At 49.1% G+C, this 14,445-nt stretch carries 11 protein-coding genes; 2 read left to right on the top strand and 9 right to left on the bottom strand.

The annotated features are described in order from the left end of the window. Positions 1 to 110: 110 nt before the first annotated feature. The 6 genes from DWZ76_RS07425 to DWZ76_RS07400 all read right to left on the bottom strand — a co-directional run bounded on the left by DWZ76_RS07425 (position 111) and on the right by DWZ76_RS07400 (position 7,717). Complete coding sequence (locus DWZ76_RS07425; protein WP_022359707.1) at positions 111 to 992, bottom strand: branched-chain amino acid ABC transporter permease; 882 nt, start codon at positions 990 to 992, stop codon at positions 111 to 113. A 290-nt stretch (positions 993 to 1,282) separates the two neighbouring features. Then, positions 1,283 to 2,476, bottom strand: a complete 1,194-nt coding sequence (locus DWZ76_RS07420; RefSeq protein ID WP_118472306.1) for an ABC transporter substrate-binding protein — start codon at positions 2,474 to 2,476, stop codon at positions 1,283 to 1,285. Positions 2,477 to 2,798: 322 nt separating this feature from the next. Continuing rightward, a complete protein-coding gene (locus DWZ76_RS07415; protein WP_118472305.1) occupies positions 2,799 to 3,809 on the bottom strand; it encodes an NAD(P)H-dependent glycerol-3-phosphate dehydrogenase in 1,011 nt (336 codons plus the stop codon). Between the two features lie 258 nt (positions 3,810 to 4,067). Then, the gene (gene plsY, locus DWZ76_RS07410) at positions 4,068 to 4,700 is read right to left on the bottom strand and encodes a glycerol-3-phosphate 1-O-acyltransferase PlsY (protein WP_022359710.1); all 633 of its coding nucleotides are present in this window, start codon (positions 4,698 to 4,700) and stop codon (positions 4,068 to 4,070) included. Continuing rightward, complete coding sequence (gene der, locus DWZ76_RS07405) at positions 4,700 to 6,031, bottom strand: ribosome biogenesis GTPase Der (protein ID WP_118472304.1); 1,332 nt, start codon at positions 6,029 to 6,031, stop codon at positions 4,700 to 4,702. Before der ends, plsY begins: the two co-directional genes overlap by 1 nt. A 231-nt stretch (positions 6,032 to 6,262) precedes the next feature. Continuing rightward, a complete protein-coding gene (locus DWZ76_RS07400; RefSeq protein ID WP_118467626.1) occupies positions 6,263 to 7,717 on the bottom strand; it encodes a DUF512 domain-containing protein in 1,455 nt (484 codons plus the stop codon). Between the two features lie 279 nt (positions 7,718 to 7,996). Here DWZ76_RS07400 and DWZ76_RS07395 point away from each other — a divergent pair, with 279 nt between their 5' ends. Continuing rightward, a complete protein-coding gene (locus tag DWZ76_RS07395; protein WP_022359714.1) occupies positions 7,997 to 9,184 on the top strand; it encodes a ribose-phosphate pyrophosphokinase in 1,188 nt (395 codons plus the stop codon). A 136-nt stretch (positions 9,185 to 9,320) separates the two neighbouring features. On the opposite strand, the gene recG is transcribed toward DWZ76_RS07395, so the two are convergent. From recG to DWZ76_RS07380, 3 genes are all read right to left on the bottom strand, one after another. Next, entirely contained in the window at positions 9,321 to 11,378 is a 2,058-nt protein-coding gene (recG, locus tag DWZ76_RS07390; RefSeq protein WP_118472303.1) for an ATP-dependent DNA helicase RecG, read from the bottom strand. 278 nt (positions 11,379 to 11,656) lie between these two features. Further along, positions 11,657 to 13,351 carry a DAK2 domain-containing protein gene (locus DWZ76_RS07385; protein WP_118472302.1) on the bottom strand — a complete coding sequence of 565 codons (1,695 nt, stop codon included), beginning with the start codon at positions 13,349 to 13,351 and terminating at the stop codon, positions 11,657 to 11,659. 15 nt (positions 13,352 to 13,366) lie between these two features. Then, entirely contained in the window at positions 13,367 to 13,723 is a 357-nt protein-coding gene (locus DWZ76_RS07380) for an Asp23/Gls24 family envelope stress response protein (protein ID WP_022359718.1), read from the bottom strand. Between the two features lie 442 nt (positions 13,724 to 14,165). Here DWZ76_RS07380 and rpmB point away from each other — a divergent pair, with 442 nt between their 5' ends. After that, positions 14,166 to 14,351, top strand: coding sequence for a 50S ribosomal protein L28 (rpmB, locus tag DWZ76_RS07375; protein ID WP_003504147.1), 186 nt, complete (start codon positions 14,166 to 14,168; stop codon positions 14,349 to 14,351). Positions 14,352 to 14,445 lie beyond the last annotated feature (94 nt).

The following is a 14,445-nucleotide window of genomic DNA, read 5'->3' as shown; positions in this document are numbered from 1 at the left end:
TAAACACCTGCACTTTCTCTTGCTTATTGCAGTTCATGCACCATCTTGTTTTCACACAGCACTTTCCGTTTCAAAAGTCCCCGGCATGAACCATCGTATAATTTTCTCTATTATACTTTCTCCGTCATCTTCTTGCCGAGAATACCGGTCGGGCGGACCAGAAGCACAATAATCAGGACAGAAAATACGATCGCATCAGAAAGCTGGGAGGAAATGTACGCCTTGGCAAGGTTTTCAATGATACCAAGCAGGATACCGCCGATAAATGCGCCCGGGATCGAACCAATACCGCCAAATACCGCTGCCACGAATGCCTTGATACCCGGCATGGAACCGGTGTACGGAGACAGGGACGGGTATGCCGAGCAGAGCAGCACGCCTGCTACTGCCGCCAGGGCGGAACCAATCGCAAAGGTTACGGAGATCGTGCGGTTTACATTGATACCCATCAAGGTTGCCGCACCGCGGTCCTCAGAAACCGCCAGCATCGCCTGACCCATTTTCGTCTTATTGATAAATGTCATCAGGGCAGCCATAATCACGATACAGCTTAAAATCGTCACGATCGTGACACTGGAGATCGAAAGCTTGCCGCCAGCCAGCTTTAATGCCGGTACAGTAATAACCGATGTAAACTGTCTCGCATTGGAACCAAAAATCAGAAGCGCCACGTTCTGGAGCAGATAACTGACACCGATCGCAGTGATCAGAACTGCCAGCGGTGACGCATCACGCAGCGGTCTGTATGCAACTCGCTCGATCGTAACGCCCAGCACTGTACACACAACCACCGAAGCCAGAATACCCACAACCGGAGAACCGCCCATCGTTGTGACAATCGTAAACACTGTGAAACCGCCTACCATGATGATATCGCCGTGTGCGAAGTTCAGCATGCGCGCGATGCCATAAACCATGGTGTAGCCCAGTGCAATGATCGCATAGACACTTCCCAGACTGATGCCATTGATTAAATAAGAAAGAAAACTCATATGTATACACCTACCTCTTTGTTTCTACGTTTTCGCATTTCCCTGTACACGCATTTCGCTGCACATGTTTACCTGTGACCGAATTTAGCAGAACAAGTATGACCGTCTCGCAGTCTGCAGAAAGCAAACACCTGGTTGCCGTCGCAGGCAAGCATGTGCAGTGAACCGTTTTAAAAAGAAAGCTGTTACTAAATGCCCGGCAGCCATCTGTGCCGCCGGACATCCAGTAGCAGTCCCATCAGAGCTACATACATATAGCCGCAACGGTTCTGAAGTTTTTAAATTTTTAATTACTGCATCATCTCATATTTGCCGTCTTTGATCTCTACAGCTTTCGGCGCTTTCTGCGGCTCGCCTTCTGCCGTCCAGTGCATCTCTGTACCGGTCAGACCATCGATCTGGATCTCAGTCATAGCTGTTTTCAGTGCATCGCAGATATCGGAAGTGCTCATATCTGGTGTGATCTCTGCCTTCTCTGCAGCTGCCTTAATTGCATATACGCCGTCGTAAGCATCTGCTGCGAACTGAAGCGGGTCGATGCCGTAAGCATCACGGTAAGCAGTTACGAAGTCCTGGCTGGACTCCTCGTCTACGGAGAACGGAGTCAGAAGCATCAGACCTTCTGCTAAGGACTTATCAAAGCCATCAACGCTCAGGATACCGTCCATACCATCACAGCCGAAGAACTGCGGATGGAAATCTTTATCGTTTGCCTGTTTCAGGATAACAGATGCCTCCTGATAGTAGATCGGCAGGAATACCAGATCAGCGCCGGACTCTTTTGCTTTATCAAGCTGTACGGAGAAATCGGTATTGTTATCAGATGTAAATGCCTCGCTGGCTACTACCTCCAGACCCTGATTCGGGGCCTCTGCTACGAAGGACTCGCGGATACCATCGGAGTACTCGCTGGAGCTGTCGTAGATGATAGCGATCTTGGTTGCCAGTTTGTGCTCGCCGATGTACTGAGCGGATGCACGTCCCTGATCCGGGTCAGAATAGCATACGCGGAATGCGTTGTCGCCGGAAATACTCTCAACAGCAGATCCGGACGGAGTCAGCTGGAACAGGTTATCTGCTGCTGTCTCTGCTACAACTGCGATACACGGCTTGGAAGTAACGGTACCAAGAAGCATCTGCATGTTCCAGTCTTTTAAGGTATTGTATGCGTTGATCGCCTTCTCCGGATCATTCTCATCATCCTGGAAGTTGAACGCTACCTGGTAACCATTGATACCGCCAGCCTTGTTGATCTCATTGATTGCCAGCTCAGTACCATTCTTTACAGCCTCGCCGTAAGCGCCAGCCGCGCCGGTGATCGGTCCGATGCCGCCGATTTTAAATACTTCGCCGTCAACTCCCTCTGCGCCCTGTGCATCTTCTGCTGCTGATTCAGAAGTGCCCGCATTTCCAGAACCGCCGCAAGCGGTCATAGACATCGCCATCATGGCCGCAAGCCCAAGACTAACTACTCTTTTTTTCATAATATTCTCCTCCAATTCTATGCTGCAATGGAATACAACAACTATTTGAATGAGGCAATTATAAATTTTACCCCTCTAATTGTCAATACAAAAACCACCTAAAAAAGAGGGAATTTAGCAGATTTTCAACTTTTTGCGCTAAATTCTCTCTTTTCCAGATCTTGTAGTTATATTAGATATTCTTACGGGTTATAGTAAACACTTTTTACAAGTTTTGTCCGCCTGACACAGACACCTGCATTTTCCAGAAAAACATAGTAGATCTCATTGCTATTTTTCCGAATTCTATCACTCAAATTCAGAAAAACGGCTGCCGTCTGAATTATCCTTCCCACGGAAGATCGCTCGATTCGATCCGCGGATCGCGCATCATCAGATCCGCCAGCGCCTCTTTCGGAGATTTTCCGTCAAACAGCACCTGATTGACCTGGGAAACGATCGGCATATCGCAGCCGTATTTCTGTGCCAGCAGAAGACCGGCTTTCGCAGAATAAACGCCCTCGACAACCATCTGCACTTCCTTCATCGCCTCATCCATCGTGTATCCCTTTCCAATCAGGATACCCGCCCGGCGGTTGCGGCTGTGCATGCTCGCACAGGTTACGATCAAATCACCGATGCCGGATAATCCGTAGAAGGTCTGCTGTTTTCCGCCCATTGCAATACCCAGACGGGCAATCTCCGCAATTCCGCGGGTGATCAGTGCCGCCTTCGTGTTATCGCCGCATCCCAGCCCATCCGCTGTACCGGCTGCCAGCGCAATGACATTTTTAAGAGCCGCGCCAATTTCCACGCCCAGCATGTCCGGGCTGGTGTAAATGCGGAACACCGGACTCATGAACACACTCTGCATGAACTCGGCAGTCTTTTTGCGGTGCGCCGCTGCCACACAGGTAGTCGGAAGTCCCCGGCTCACCTCCTCGGCATGGCTCGGTCCGGAAAGGACGGCTACCTCCGCCAGCGGAAGTTCCTCCTCGATGACCTGTGACATCGTCATAAGACTCTGCTCCTCGATTCCCTTCGCCACATCCACGACAATCTGACCGTAACGCAGGTATTCCTTCATCTTCGCCGCCGTACTGCGGACATAGACGGACGGAACCGCCATAATCAGCATATCCTTCTCCGCCATCGCGGTGCGCAGATCAGCTGTCATCTGGATCTGATCCGGAAGTACAACCTCCGGCAGATTTTTGTGCCGTCTGGTGCGGCTCATTTCCTGGATCTCTGTATCAAATGCGGACCAGATTGTCACATCCTGCCCATTATTGTTCAGAAGCACCGCCAGGGCTGTGCCCCAGGTTCCGGCTCCGATAATTCCTACTGCTGCCATCCTGATACCTCCCGACCTGCTTTTCTCTCTTCTTCTCTCTACAGGTCAATGTTATTTGGAAATTTTTATACATTCCCACTACTTATGACGTTACTGTTCATGCATACGTGCCCAGTAACGGAATTTGCCGTGGCTTCGCATTTAAATACGGCAAATTCCTGCTGCCACCACGTTTTCTTACGGCACTTTCGGTTCCAAAAGTGCCCACCTGTGAACAATTACCTTATGGCAACTATGTAAAGTGTTGCTAAACTTCTTTCATGATTTCTTCGCGCCCAGTTTGTTTTCTGTGCCGGACAACAGACGCCCAATATTGCTCCGATGGCGCCAGATCGCCATGCACATCAGAATCGCGCCCAGTGCATAGAACTGGATGCGGTTCGGCGTGCTTACCCGGTAGGAACCCATGCTCTCAAAGATCACAAGCTCTGCAAAAAAGGTGATCGACACAAGAATCGAACCAAGCGATACATAGCGGGTCAGGAACACCGTTACGGAGAAAATCACGAAACAGGTCAGCGTAATCCGCAGATCCATCGCTGTCATGATGCCCGCCATGCAGGCAATTCCCTTGCCTCCCTTGAATTTCAGGTAAAACGGGAAATTGTGACCGAGTGTGACTCCCAGACCCGCATACAATGCAAGAAGATCCACATCCGCATTTCCCTTAAACAGCAGACGGCAGACTGCCATTGCAAACACCGCCTTGAAAAAGTCCCCTAAAAATACGATCGCGCCCGCTTTCTTTCCCATCACACGCAGGACGTTCGTAGAACCGGCATTTCCGCTGCCGTACTGGCGGATATCCATATGATTTGCCTTTCCATACAGATAGCCGGACTGGATCAGACCAAAGATATAGCCAATCACAATACAGATGAGACGTTCCATTATTGATCCTTCCCCTTTCTCTCGCGGATCAGGAATTTTAAGGAAGTTCCCTTGAATCCGAATGCGTCACGGATCTTGTTCTCGAGATACCGTGTATATGAGAAATGCATCAGTTCCTTATCATTGACAAACACAACGAATGTCGGCGGTTTGACCGCTACCTGTGTCATATAGTAGAGCTTTAAACGCTTGCCCTTGTCAGACGGCGGCTGCTGCAGTGCCACTGCCTCTGCCAGGATCTCATTGAGAACGCCGGTTGCAATACGCAGTGTCTGATTTTCGCGCACCATGTCGATCATCTCAAACAGCTTATTCATACGCTGTCCGGTCAGTGCGGATACGAACACGAACTCCGCATACGGAATAAAGGACAGAACGGTCTTAATCTTATTGGTGTACTCATAAATAGTCTTATCGGTCTTATCGATCGCATCCCATTTATTTACCACGATGATAATACCTTTTCCACGCTCATGTGCGATACCGGCAATCTTTGCATCCTGCTCGGTTACTCCCTCTTTCGCATCGATGACCATCAGAACCACATCAGCCCTCTCAACCGCCGTTACGGTACGGATGATGCTGTAGCGCTCCAGCTCCTCCTTGATCTTGCTCTTGCGGCGCAGACCTGCCGTATCGATAAAGACATATTCGGTACCGTTGCGGACAATCTCTGTATCGACTGCATCGCGGGTCGTACCGGCGATATCCGATACGATGACGCGGTTCTCGCCCAGAAGCTTATTTATAATAGAAGATTTACCTACGTTTGGTTTTCCGACAATCGCCACTCTCGGACGGTCATCCTCTTCCTCGTCACCGCTTCCCTCCGGGAAATGTGCCACGACTTCATCCAGCAGATCGCCCAGTCCCAGACGGGAGGCTGCCGAGATCGCTACCGGATCACCGATACCGAGGTTGTAGAACTCATAGACATCATTGCCAAATTTCGCCGGATTGTCTACTTTATTGACCGCCAGAACAACCGGTTTTCTCGATTTACGCAGCATATCCGCCACCTTGGAATCCGAATCGGTCATGCCCTGACGCACATCTACGATAAACAGGATCACATCCGCCGTCGCGATCGCGATCTCCGCCTGCTCACGCATCTGGGACAGGATAATATCCTTCGTATCCGGCTCGATACCGCCAGTATCGATCAGGGTAAAAGCATGGTCTAACCAGGTACAGTCCGCGTAAATACGGTCACGCGTTACACCTGGAGTATCTTTTACAATCGAAATCATATCGCCCGCAAGGACGTTGAAAAGGGTGGATTTTCCCACGTTTGGACGTCCAACGACCGCCACCACCGGTTTCTTTTTCATATTTATGCCTCCATTTATTTTCATGCTCCGCAGCTGGTTTGTAAATCCACAGCTGCTATTTTTATTGTCCAGTTACTTGTTTCATTCATTGTGATGCATTTCACATCCAGACGCTTTCTTTCTGTGTGTCCGAAAGCACGTTTTCCTCTGTATTTCCAGCCATCACGTTTCTTTCTCATCCTCCAGATCTGAGTCTTCCTCTTCAAAACAAACGACTTCGTCCGGGGCATCCTAATCCAGGTCTTCCGGCTCATATGCGTACACCTGTACGCCATCCAGATCTTCTTCCTGCCAGTTATCATCCATCTGAGCGGCAAATTCCTCCGGATCCGGCTCATACTCGCCATGCCTGGAGCTTTCCTCCTTCACAGGAGCCAGAATTGCTTCCACAAAATCACGTCCGCTTGATTTTACAATATCCACCGGAACTTGTAAAGCATTTTGTACATCCGTGCGGGTCAGATCATCCAGAAATGTCTCCTCGCCGCTTCGGAACATGGCGCTTGGAAGCAGCAGGCGGCTGCCAAGCGGCTGTTCCTTTAACTGTGCAATCAGATCCTTTGCCGTGATCAGCCCCGCCACCGTGATCCGCTCACCAAAGAAGTCATTGCGGATCGCATATACATGTACCTTTTTCCCCGGGAACTGGCGGCACACGCGCTCTACATACTGCTCAATATACGGGGCAGCCAGCCGTCCCGTTGCAATCGAAATCTCCTCCGGGCACACCTCGCCAGCCTCTCCCGGATGCAGCTGCTCCAGCGCCTCGGCTATCTCCTCCTCCATCAGGCGAATCATGCCGACCCCATTTTCCAGCTGGATATAGCCATCATAGCGATCCGCTTCCGGAAGCGGGCGCCCGGCGCCCATGTAAAACTCATCGCTGGCGTGAATGAAGTGAATACCGTGTTCCGCATAGATCTTCTTCTGCCATTTCTCTATCAAATCAATGGTATCGCCCAACTGCTCCGGTGTAAACGGCTCAAGCGGATACAGACCATCGCGGTACTTCGAGAGACCGACCGGCACGACCGAAACACTCTGCATCGCCGGAATGTATTTCGTCAGATCACGGATCGAACGGTCTAACTCCGCCCCGTCATTGACGCCCCGGCATAAAACGATCTGACCATTCATCGGGATATCCGCCTCATACAGGCGGTCGATTTTCTGGAGTGCCTCACCGGCAAAGCGGTTATGAAGCATCTTGCAGCGCAGCTCCGGATTCGTCGTCTGCACTGAAATATTGATCGGCGCCAGCTTAAACCGGATAATCCGCTCAATATCCTTATCCTTCATATTCGTCAGCGTGATATAGTTGCCCTGCAGGAACGAAAGTCTGGAATCATCGTCCTTAAAATACAGTGTCTCACGCATGCCCGGCGGCATCTGGTCGATGAAACAGAAGATGCACTTATTCCTGCAGGAACGATAATCGCTCATCAGACCATTTTCAAAGGTAATCCCCAGATCCTGATACTCATTTACGATATCCAGTTCCCACTCCTCGCCGTTCTTCTTGCGGACCAGCAGCGTAATCTCCTCACTGTTTATCTTATATTCATAATCAAAAATATCCTCTATCTCATCTCCATCGATCGTCAGAAGGACGTCCCCCGGCTCCAGCTCCATTTCCTCCGCAATCGAGCCCGGATCGACCGATTTTATCAGATGACCTTTTTTCATTTATAAAATCCTCATTTCAAATATTTTTAAACCCTAAGAATCCAGTATTATATTAACAGTAATCAGCTTTTTTGTAAAGTTGTGCTTCTGATTCGCAGATGTGGATTTTTTCAAAAGCAAGCCAAATATTTGATTTTTTTTGTAATTTTCTCATTTGCTATTGACGTTTCTTATCGTAAAATGGTATAAAATAGTTGTATTATGTCCTGCAAATGGCAGACAAACTTGTACGCTCTGCCCGCATGCATCGAAGGACCTACACTGTTTGGAGGTATAATCATGTCGAATGACTACGTGTTTAATGACACGCTTCCGGTTGCGCCGCTTAAAATTGCCGCACTGGAGAGCTGCCGGGATCTGGCTGAGAAAGTCAACTCCCACATTATCAATTTCCGCCGCAACGATATTGAAGTCCTGAAAAAACGTCAGGAAAATTTACAGTACCGCGGCTATGATGCTGATTCCTACATGCTTGACTGCGCGTGCCCGCGTTTCGGAAGCGGTGAAGCAAAAGGCATCGTCAATGAGTCTGTCCGTGGTACCGATATTTACGCCATGGTCGATGTAACCAACTACAGCCTGACCTACAAAATGAGCGGATTTACCAATCATATGTCCCCGGACGACCATTACCAGGATTTAAAACGTATCATCGGCGCATCCATTGCTACCGCACATCGTGTCAATGTTATCATGCCGTTCTTATATGAAGGACGCCAGCACAAGCGCAGCGGTCGTGAATCCCTTGACTGCGCGATGATGCTCGAAGAACTGATTCAGATGGGCGTAAGCAACATCATTACTTTCGATGCACATGACCCGCGTGTACAGAACTCCATTCCGTTAAGCGGTTTTGATAATTTCATGCCGACCTACCAGTTTATCAAGGCATTACTGAACCATGACAAAACCTTAAAGATCGACAAGGACAACCTGATGGTTATCAGCCCGGACGAGGGCGCTATGTCCCGCGCCGTATATCTGGCAAACAACCTGGGTGTTGACATGGGTATGTTCTACAAACGCCGCGATTACTCCCGTGTTGTCAATGGACGTAACCCAATCGTTGCCCATGAGTTCTTAGGTTCTTCCGTTGAAGGAAAGACCGTTCTCATCATCGATGACATGATCTCCTCCGGCGAGAGCATGCTGGACACCTGCCGCGCCCTCAAAGAGCGCAAGGCAAAACGCGTCGTTGTATGCGCTACCTTCGGTCTGTTCACCAACGGACTTGAGAAATTCGACGAATTTTTCGCAAAAGGTTACCTCGACTGCGTCGTAACCACCAACTTAAACTACCACACGCCGGAACTTCTTAAACGTGACTGGTATGTAGAAGCTGATATGAGCAAGTTTATCGCTGCAATCATCAACTCCCTGAACCATAACGTATCTCTGGAGAACGCACTGACTCCGACTGCGAAGATCCAGAAGCTGATTAAGCGGTATAACGAGGGACAGATGTAATGAGAATTGACGGCTGATAAACCGCTGGAAATTTCAAAAAACTCCTGCATACACAGATGAATGTTCATTCTGTGTATGCAGGAGCTTTTTCTAATTAATCTACTCAAACCGCGATTTGCAATTCAATCCATCCCCATCACAAATTCACCTTCTCCCAACCTCTCTCCAAATACCCATTCATCTTCCGTTTCAGTTCCTGATTCTCCTCCGCCTCCAACAGCGGATCTTTATCCATTAATTTCTTCACTTCATCCGAAACTGCCTTCAATATATCTGCATCTGCAAATATATCCGCTAAATGGAATTCGAGATCGCCGCTCTGGCGGACGCCGAAGAGGTCTCCGGGACCGCGCAGTTTTAAGTCTTCGGAGGCGATGTAGAAGCCGTCGTTTGACTTATTGAGAATATCCAGCCGCTTTCCGGCGTCTTCCTCGCCGGAGGCGTTGACCATGATGCAGTAGGACTGATCTTTTCCTCGACCGACGCGCCCGCGGAGCTGATGGAGCTGCGCCAGACCGAAACGCTCGGCATTTTCGATCATCATAACGGTGGCATTCGGGACATTGATTCCGACCTCGATGACCGTAGTGGATACCAGCACATGAATCTCATTTGCCGCAAATGCTTCCATGATCGCATTTTTTTCTTTTCCCTTCATCTTTCCGTGCAGATATTCCACCCGGATCGACGGGGACAGGGCGCGGCGCAGCTCTTCGGTATAATCGATGACGTTCTCTGCCTCCAGCATCTCGCTCGGCTCGACCATCGGGCAGATGACGTATGCTTGACGGCCGGCACGGACTTCATTTTCGATGAAACGGTAGGCATTCGGGCGAAATTCACGGTTCACGACACAGTTCTTGATCGGCTGCCGGTTTGCCGGAAGTTCATCGATGATGGAAATATCAAGATCCCCATATAAAATAATCGCCAGCGTCCGCGGGATCGGCGTCGCACTCATGACAAGCACATGCGGCTCGCCGCCTTTTTTGCTCAGCATTTCCCGCTGTGCCACTCCAAAACGGTGCTGTTCATCCGTGATTACCAATGCCAGATTGTCGTACACCACTTTTTCCTGAATCAGCGCGTGGGTTCCAATCACGATATCTGCCTCATGATTTTCAATCGACTCTCTGGCAAGCCGTTTTTCCTTCGCTGTCATCGAACCGGTCAGAAGCACCAGACGATATGTGATTCCCAGCGACGCAAACAATTCGGTCATCGACTCGTAATGCTGGCGCGCCAGTACCTCCGTCGGCACCATCAGCGCCCCCTGATATCCATTTGCCGCCGCCTGCAGCAACGCCAGAATCGCCACAATCGTCTTACCCGAACCAACGTCGCCCTGAATCAATCGGGTCATGATATGCCCGCCGGACAAATCGGCGTACACCTCCCGGATTACCTTTTTCTGTGCCCCGGTCAGAGCATATGGGAGGCGCTCTTCCACCGACGCCATTTCCCCAGAAAACGTAAATGGATATGCGCTCTTTTTATCTTCTTTTTTGTCTTTGAGCAGGCGCACTGACATCAGGAACATGAAAAATTCATCAAACACAAGACGTTTCCGGGAAAACATCAGTTCTTCCCGGTTTGCCGGAAAATGGATGTGCTCCAGCGCATAGTTGATTTCCGCCAATCCGTACTTTTCCCGCAGACCAGCCGGCAGATATTCCCGTTCCATCTGGCGCATCGTGAGGGCTTCCGTGACTGCCTTTGCGATCGTCTTATTGCCAAGTCCCTTCGTCTGTCCGTAAACCGGCTGCATAGACGACACGACTTTCGCATACTGTTCCGGGCGGTAGATCTCCGGCTGCTCCATCGTAAGTCTTCCCCGTTTTTTTACCACACGGCCACGGAAAATAAAGCGTTCCCCCGCCTTGAGCGTCCCGCGCAGATAGGGCATATTGTACCATGCCAGCGCCAGTGTGCCTCCGCTATCCCGCAATCCAGCCGTCGTAACCTGCAGGCGCGCTCCATACCGCACCACATCCGCCGTTTTTGCCAGGATTCCGCCGACTGCCGCGATCGTATCTTCCTTCAGTTCCGCGATCGGCTGCGGTTCCTTAAACTCATCATAAGCACGCGGATAATAATGAAGCAGTTCTTCCACCGTTTCCACGCCTATTTTTTGAAATAGCTTTGCCGTCTTTTCACCGATGCCCTTGACAGCGGTTATATTCTGCTGTTCCATTTATCTCCTCCTGCTTTTCAGAATATTCTCCGGAAAATCAGCCACGCGGACAGTTACCGGACAAAAAATCCGGGAATACATTGGAATGAAAGAGAGGCAGGACGCAGGGATCTCTCCCCTGACCTGCCTCATTTCATACTTATGAATTATTTTGTTTTATACGTCAAATGTTTTATCTGCGCCATCACATAGAAAATTCATTTTCTCGTTATCTGCATTTTCTCAGCCAATAGTGCAGATTCATTTAACGCATTTCAATCACTTTAAACGACCTAAATCTACTCTACCGAAATCATATAATAGTAAATCGGCTGCCCGCCATTCTGGCATTCAAATTCGCAGGATGTAAATTCTTTGCGGGCTTTCTCACAGAATGCCTCTGCGTCCTCTTCCGTGACATCCTCACCATAATAGATCGTCACAAGCTCAGACTCATCATCTACCATCTTACGAAGTGACTCCATCGCGGTCTCCTCGATATTCTTGCCAACTGCCAGCATGCCGCTGTCGCCGATCCCCATGATATCGCCCTCTGCGATCTCCATACCATCGATCGATGTATTGCGGACTGCGTAGGTAATCTGACCGGTCTTAACGTGGCTCATCTCCTCGGTCATCTGTTCCATATTTTCTTCCACCGTCAGATCCGGAGCAAAATTAATCAGCGCCGTGATACCCTGCGGAACCGTCTTGGACGGAACTACATATACCTTGGTATCTTCTGACAGGCTCTTTGCCTGCTCTGCCGCCAGAATAATATTTTTATTGTTCGGCAGAATGTAAACTGTCTCGGCATGGACTTTTTCGATTGCTTCCAGCATATCCTCCGTACTCGGATTCATCGTTTGTCCCCCCTCGATGATATAGTCAGCGCCGATACCCTTGAAAATCTCAGAAAGACCTTCTCCGACCGATACGGCGATAAATCCATATTTCTTGCGTGGTTCTTCCTTCTTCTCTTTGGCTTCTTCTTCTGCCTTCTGCTGTGCCGCCAGACGTTCGGAATCTTTGATCAGTTTCTCCTGATGTTCCTCGCGCATATTGTCAATCTTGATGCGGGACAGGGAACCGTAGGTCAGTGCCTTCTGAATCGCCAGACCTGGATCGTTTGTATGAACGTGAATCTTGACAATATCATCATCTGCCACAACTACCAGGGAGTCGCCGATCGTGCTCAGATAATCTTTCAGTTCCTGCTCTGTCGTCTCATCCGCCGGTTTTTCTGCATTGATAATAAATTCCGTACAATAACCAAAACGGATATCCGCTGCCTGCGTGCTTCCGGCGCCTGTTGCTGTTTTTGCCGCTCCATTTCCCGATACAGACGGAGTAACTGCCGCGTCGATATCCACGACTTTTCCTTTTAAGCCCTCAATACAGCCCTTGATAACCTGAATCAGACCCTGTCCGCCAGAATCCACTACACCTGCCTCTTTCAGAACCGGAAGCATCTCCGGTGTCTGGCTTAAAACATATTCGCCGTACTCCAATACTTTCTCTGAAAATTCAAGTACGTCCTCGGTCTGCGGTGCCAGTTCTGCCGCTTTATCCGCCATTCCCTTGGCAACAGTCAGAATCGTACCTTCCTTCGGCTTCATAACTGCCTTATAAGCTGTCTCCGTCGCACGGTTAAATGCGTCTGAGAGAACACTCGTCGTAATGACATCTACCGTCTTAATCTCTTTCGTAAATCCGCGGAAGAGCTGTGAAAGGATAACGCCGGAATTGCCTCGTGCGCCACGCAGGGAACCGGAGGAAATCGCTCTTGCTAACGCCTCCATCGTCGGATTTTCAACGGCTGCCACTTCTCTGGCGGCTGACAGAATCGTCATCGTCATGTTCGTACCGGTATCTCCATCTGGAACAGGAAATACGTTCAGCTCATTGATCCATTCCTTGTTGGCCTCCAGGCCTTTTGCTCCAGCCAGAAATGCATTCTTTAACATCCCGGCATCTATATAATTCATGCCCACAGGGTTTGTTCCTCCTTAATCTATCACTCTTACGCCTTCAACATAAATGCTGATTTTCTCAACCTTCATGCCAGTAAACTCTTCTACTTTATATTTTACACTCTCGATCAGGTTGTCCGCAACGGTAGAGATGCTGACCCCGTATGCCACGATTACGTGGAAATCGATGCTGAGTGCATTGTCCTTGATGGCTACGTTGATGCCGTGTGTCAGGCTTTCTCTTTTAAGCAGTCTTACCAGACCATCTTTCATACTGACAGCCGCCATGCCAACGATACCGAAGCATTCTACTGCTGTCGTTCCGGCGTACATTGCAATTACTTCCGGATCGATCTGGATCGAACCCATTTTATTGTCGATGCGTCCTTTCATATTGACAGCCTCCGTTTCTTTACTTGTTTTTGTTTGATTCGAATTTTATGCCATGATTTTTTACGGGCTGGACATGCGGAGCCTGAGCGGCTCCTGTGTCGGCGCGTGGGATGAAATATATGCGTCTCTCTACCCCGTCATGCAGCTCGATTCCGCTTCGCTCCATCTCGCTCACGGGCTTCGCCCTATGGATAAAAATGTCTGAAATACGGCTTATGTGCAAGCACAACACCGTTTTTCAGCCTTTTTTATCCGCATGACTCATGGCTTACGCGTATATTATACACCACCCACGTTAAAAAGGAAATAGAAAATAGACATCTGTCGAAAACTTTTTTTATTTTTTTTGGTTTTTCACTTGCATATTTTCCTATTTTCTGCTATTATACCTTTGTTATGGATTTTAATAGGAAGTCCAATGATCGGTTAAGGAGGTGCTACGATGGCTAAGTGTGCAATCTGCGAGAAAGCTGCTCATTTTGGTAATGCAGTGAGTCATTCACATAGAAGATCTAACAAAATGTGGAAAGCTAACGTTAAGTCTGTTAAGGTTAAAACTAATGGCGGAGCTCAGAAGATGTATGTATGTACTTCTTGCTTAAGATCCGGTTTAGTTGAAAGAGCCTAAATCGAGTTTAACTGGCCTCAGGTGTCTGCCTGAGGCTTTTTTCTTGTCCTTAGCATAATGAACGACAAAAAATGTTGGAAATATGCTTTTTGAA

This window comes from Clostridium sp. AF35-15, assembly GCF_003477745.1.
GTDB lineage: Bacteria > Bacillota > Clostridia > Lachnospirales > Lachnospiraceae > Otoolea > Otoolea fessa.
This window is presented reverse-complemented; position numbering and strand designations above follow the sequence as displayed.

Excerpts from the sequence above, each read along its gene's own strand:
- plsY (WP_022359710.1), bottom strand. The coding sequence starts at position 4,700 with ATGGAACGTCTCATCTGTATTGTGATTGGCTATATCTTTGGTCTGATC.
- DWZ76_RS07425 (WP_022359707.1), bottom strand. The coding sequence starts at position 992 with ATGAGTTTTCTTTCTTATTTAATCAATGGCATCAGTCTGGGAAGTGTC.
- DWZ76_RS07415 (WP_118472305.1), bottom strand. The coding sequence starts at position 3,809 with ATGGCAGCAGTAGGAATTATCGGAGCCGGAACCTGGGGCACAGCCCTG.
- rpmB (WP_003504147.1), top strand. The coding sequence starts at position 14,166 with ATGGCTAAGTGTGCAATCTGCGAGAAAGCTGCTCATTTTGGTAATGCA.
- der (WP_118472304.1), bottom strand. The coding sequence starts at position 6,031 with ATGAAAAAGAAACCGGTGGTGGCGGTCGTTGGACGTCCAAACGTGGGA.
- DWZ76_RS07400 (WP_118467626.1), bottom strand. The coding sequence starts at position 7,717 with ATGAAAAAAGGTCATCTGATAAAATCGGTCGATCCGGGCTCGATTGCG.
- DWZ76_RS07420 (WP_118472306.1), bottom strand. The coding sequence starts at position 2,476 with ATGAAAAAAAGAGTAGTTAGTCTTGGGCTTGCGGCCATGATGGCGATG.
- DWZ76_RS07395 (WP_022359714.1), top strand. The coding sequence starts at position 7,997 with ATGTCGAATGACTACGTGTTTAATGACACGCTTCCGGTTGCGCCGCTT.
- recG (WP_118472303.1), bottom strand. The coding sequence starts at position 11,378 with ATGGAACAGCAGAATATAACCGCTGTCAAGGGCATCGGTGAAAAGACG.
- DWZ76_RS07380 (WP_022359718.1), bottom strand. The coding sequence starts at position 13,723 with ATGAAAGGACGCATCGACAATAAAATGGGTTCGATCCAGATCGATCCG.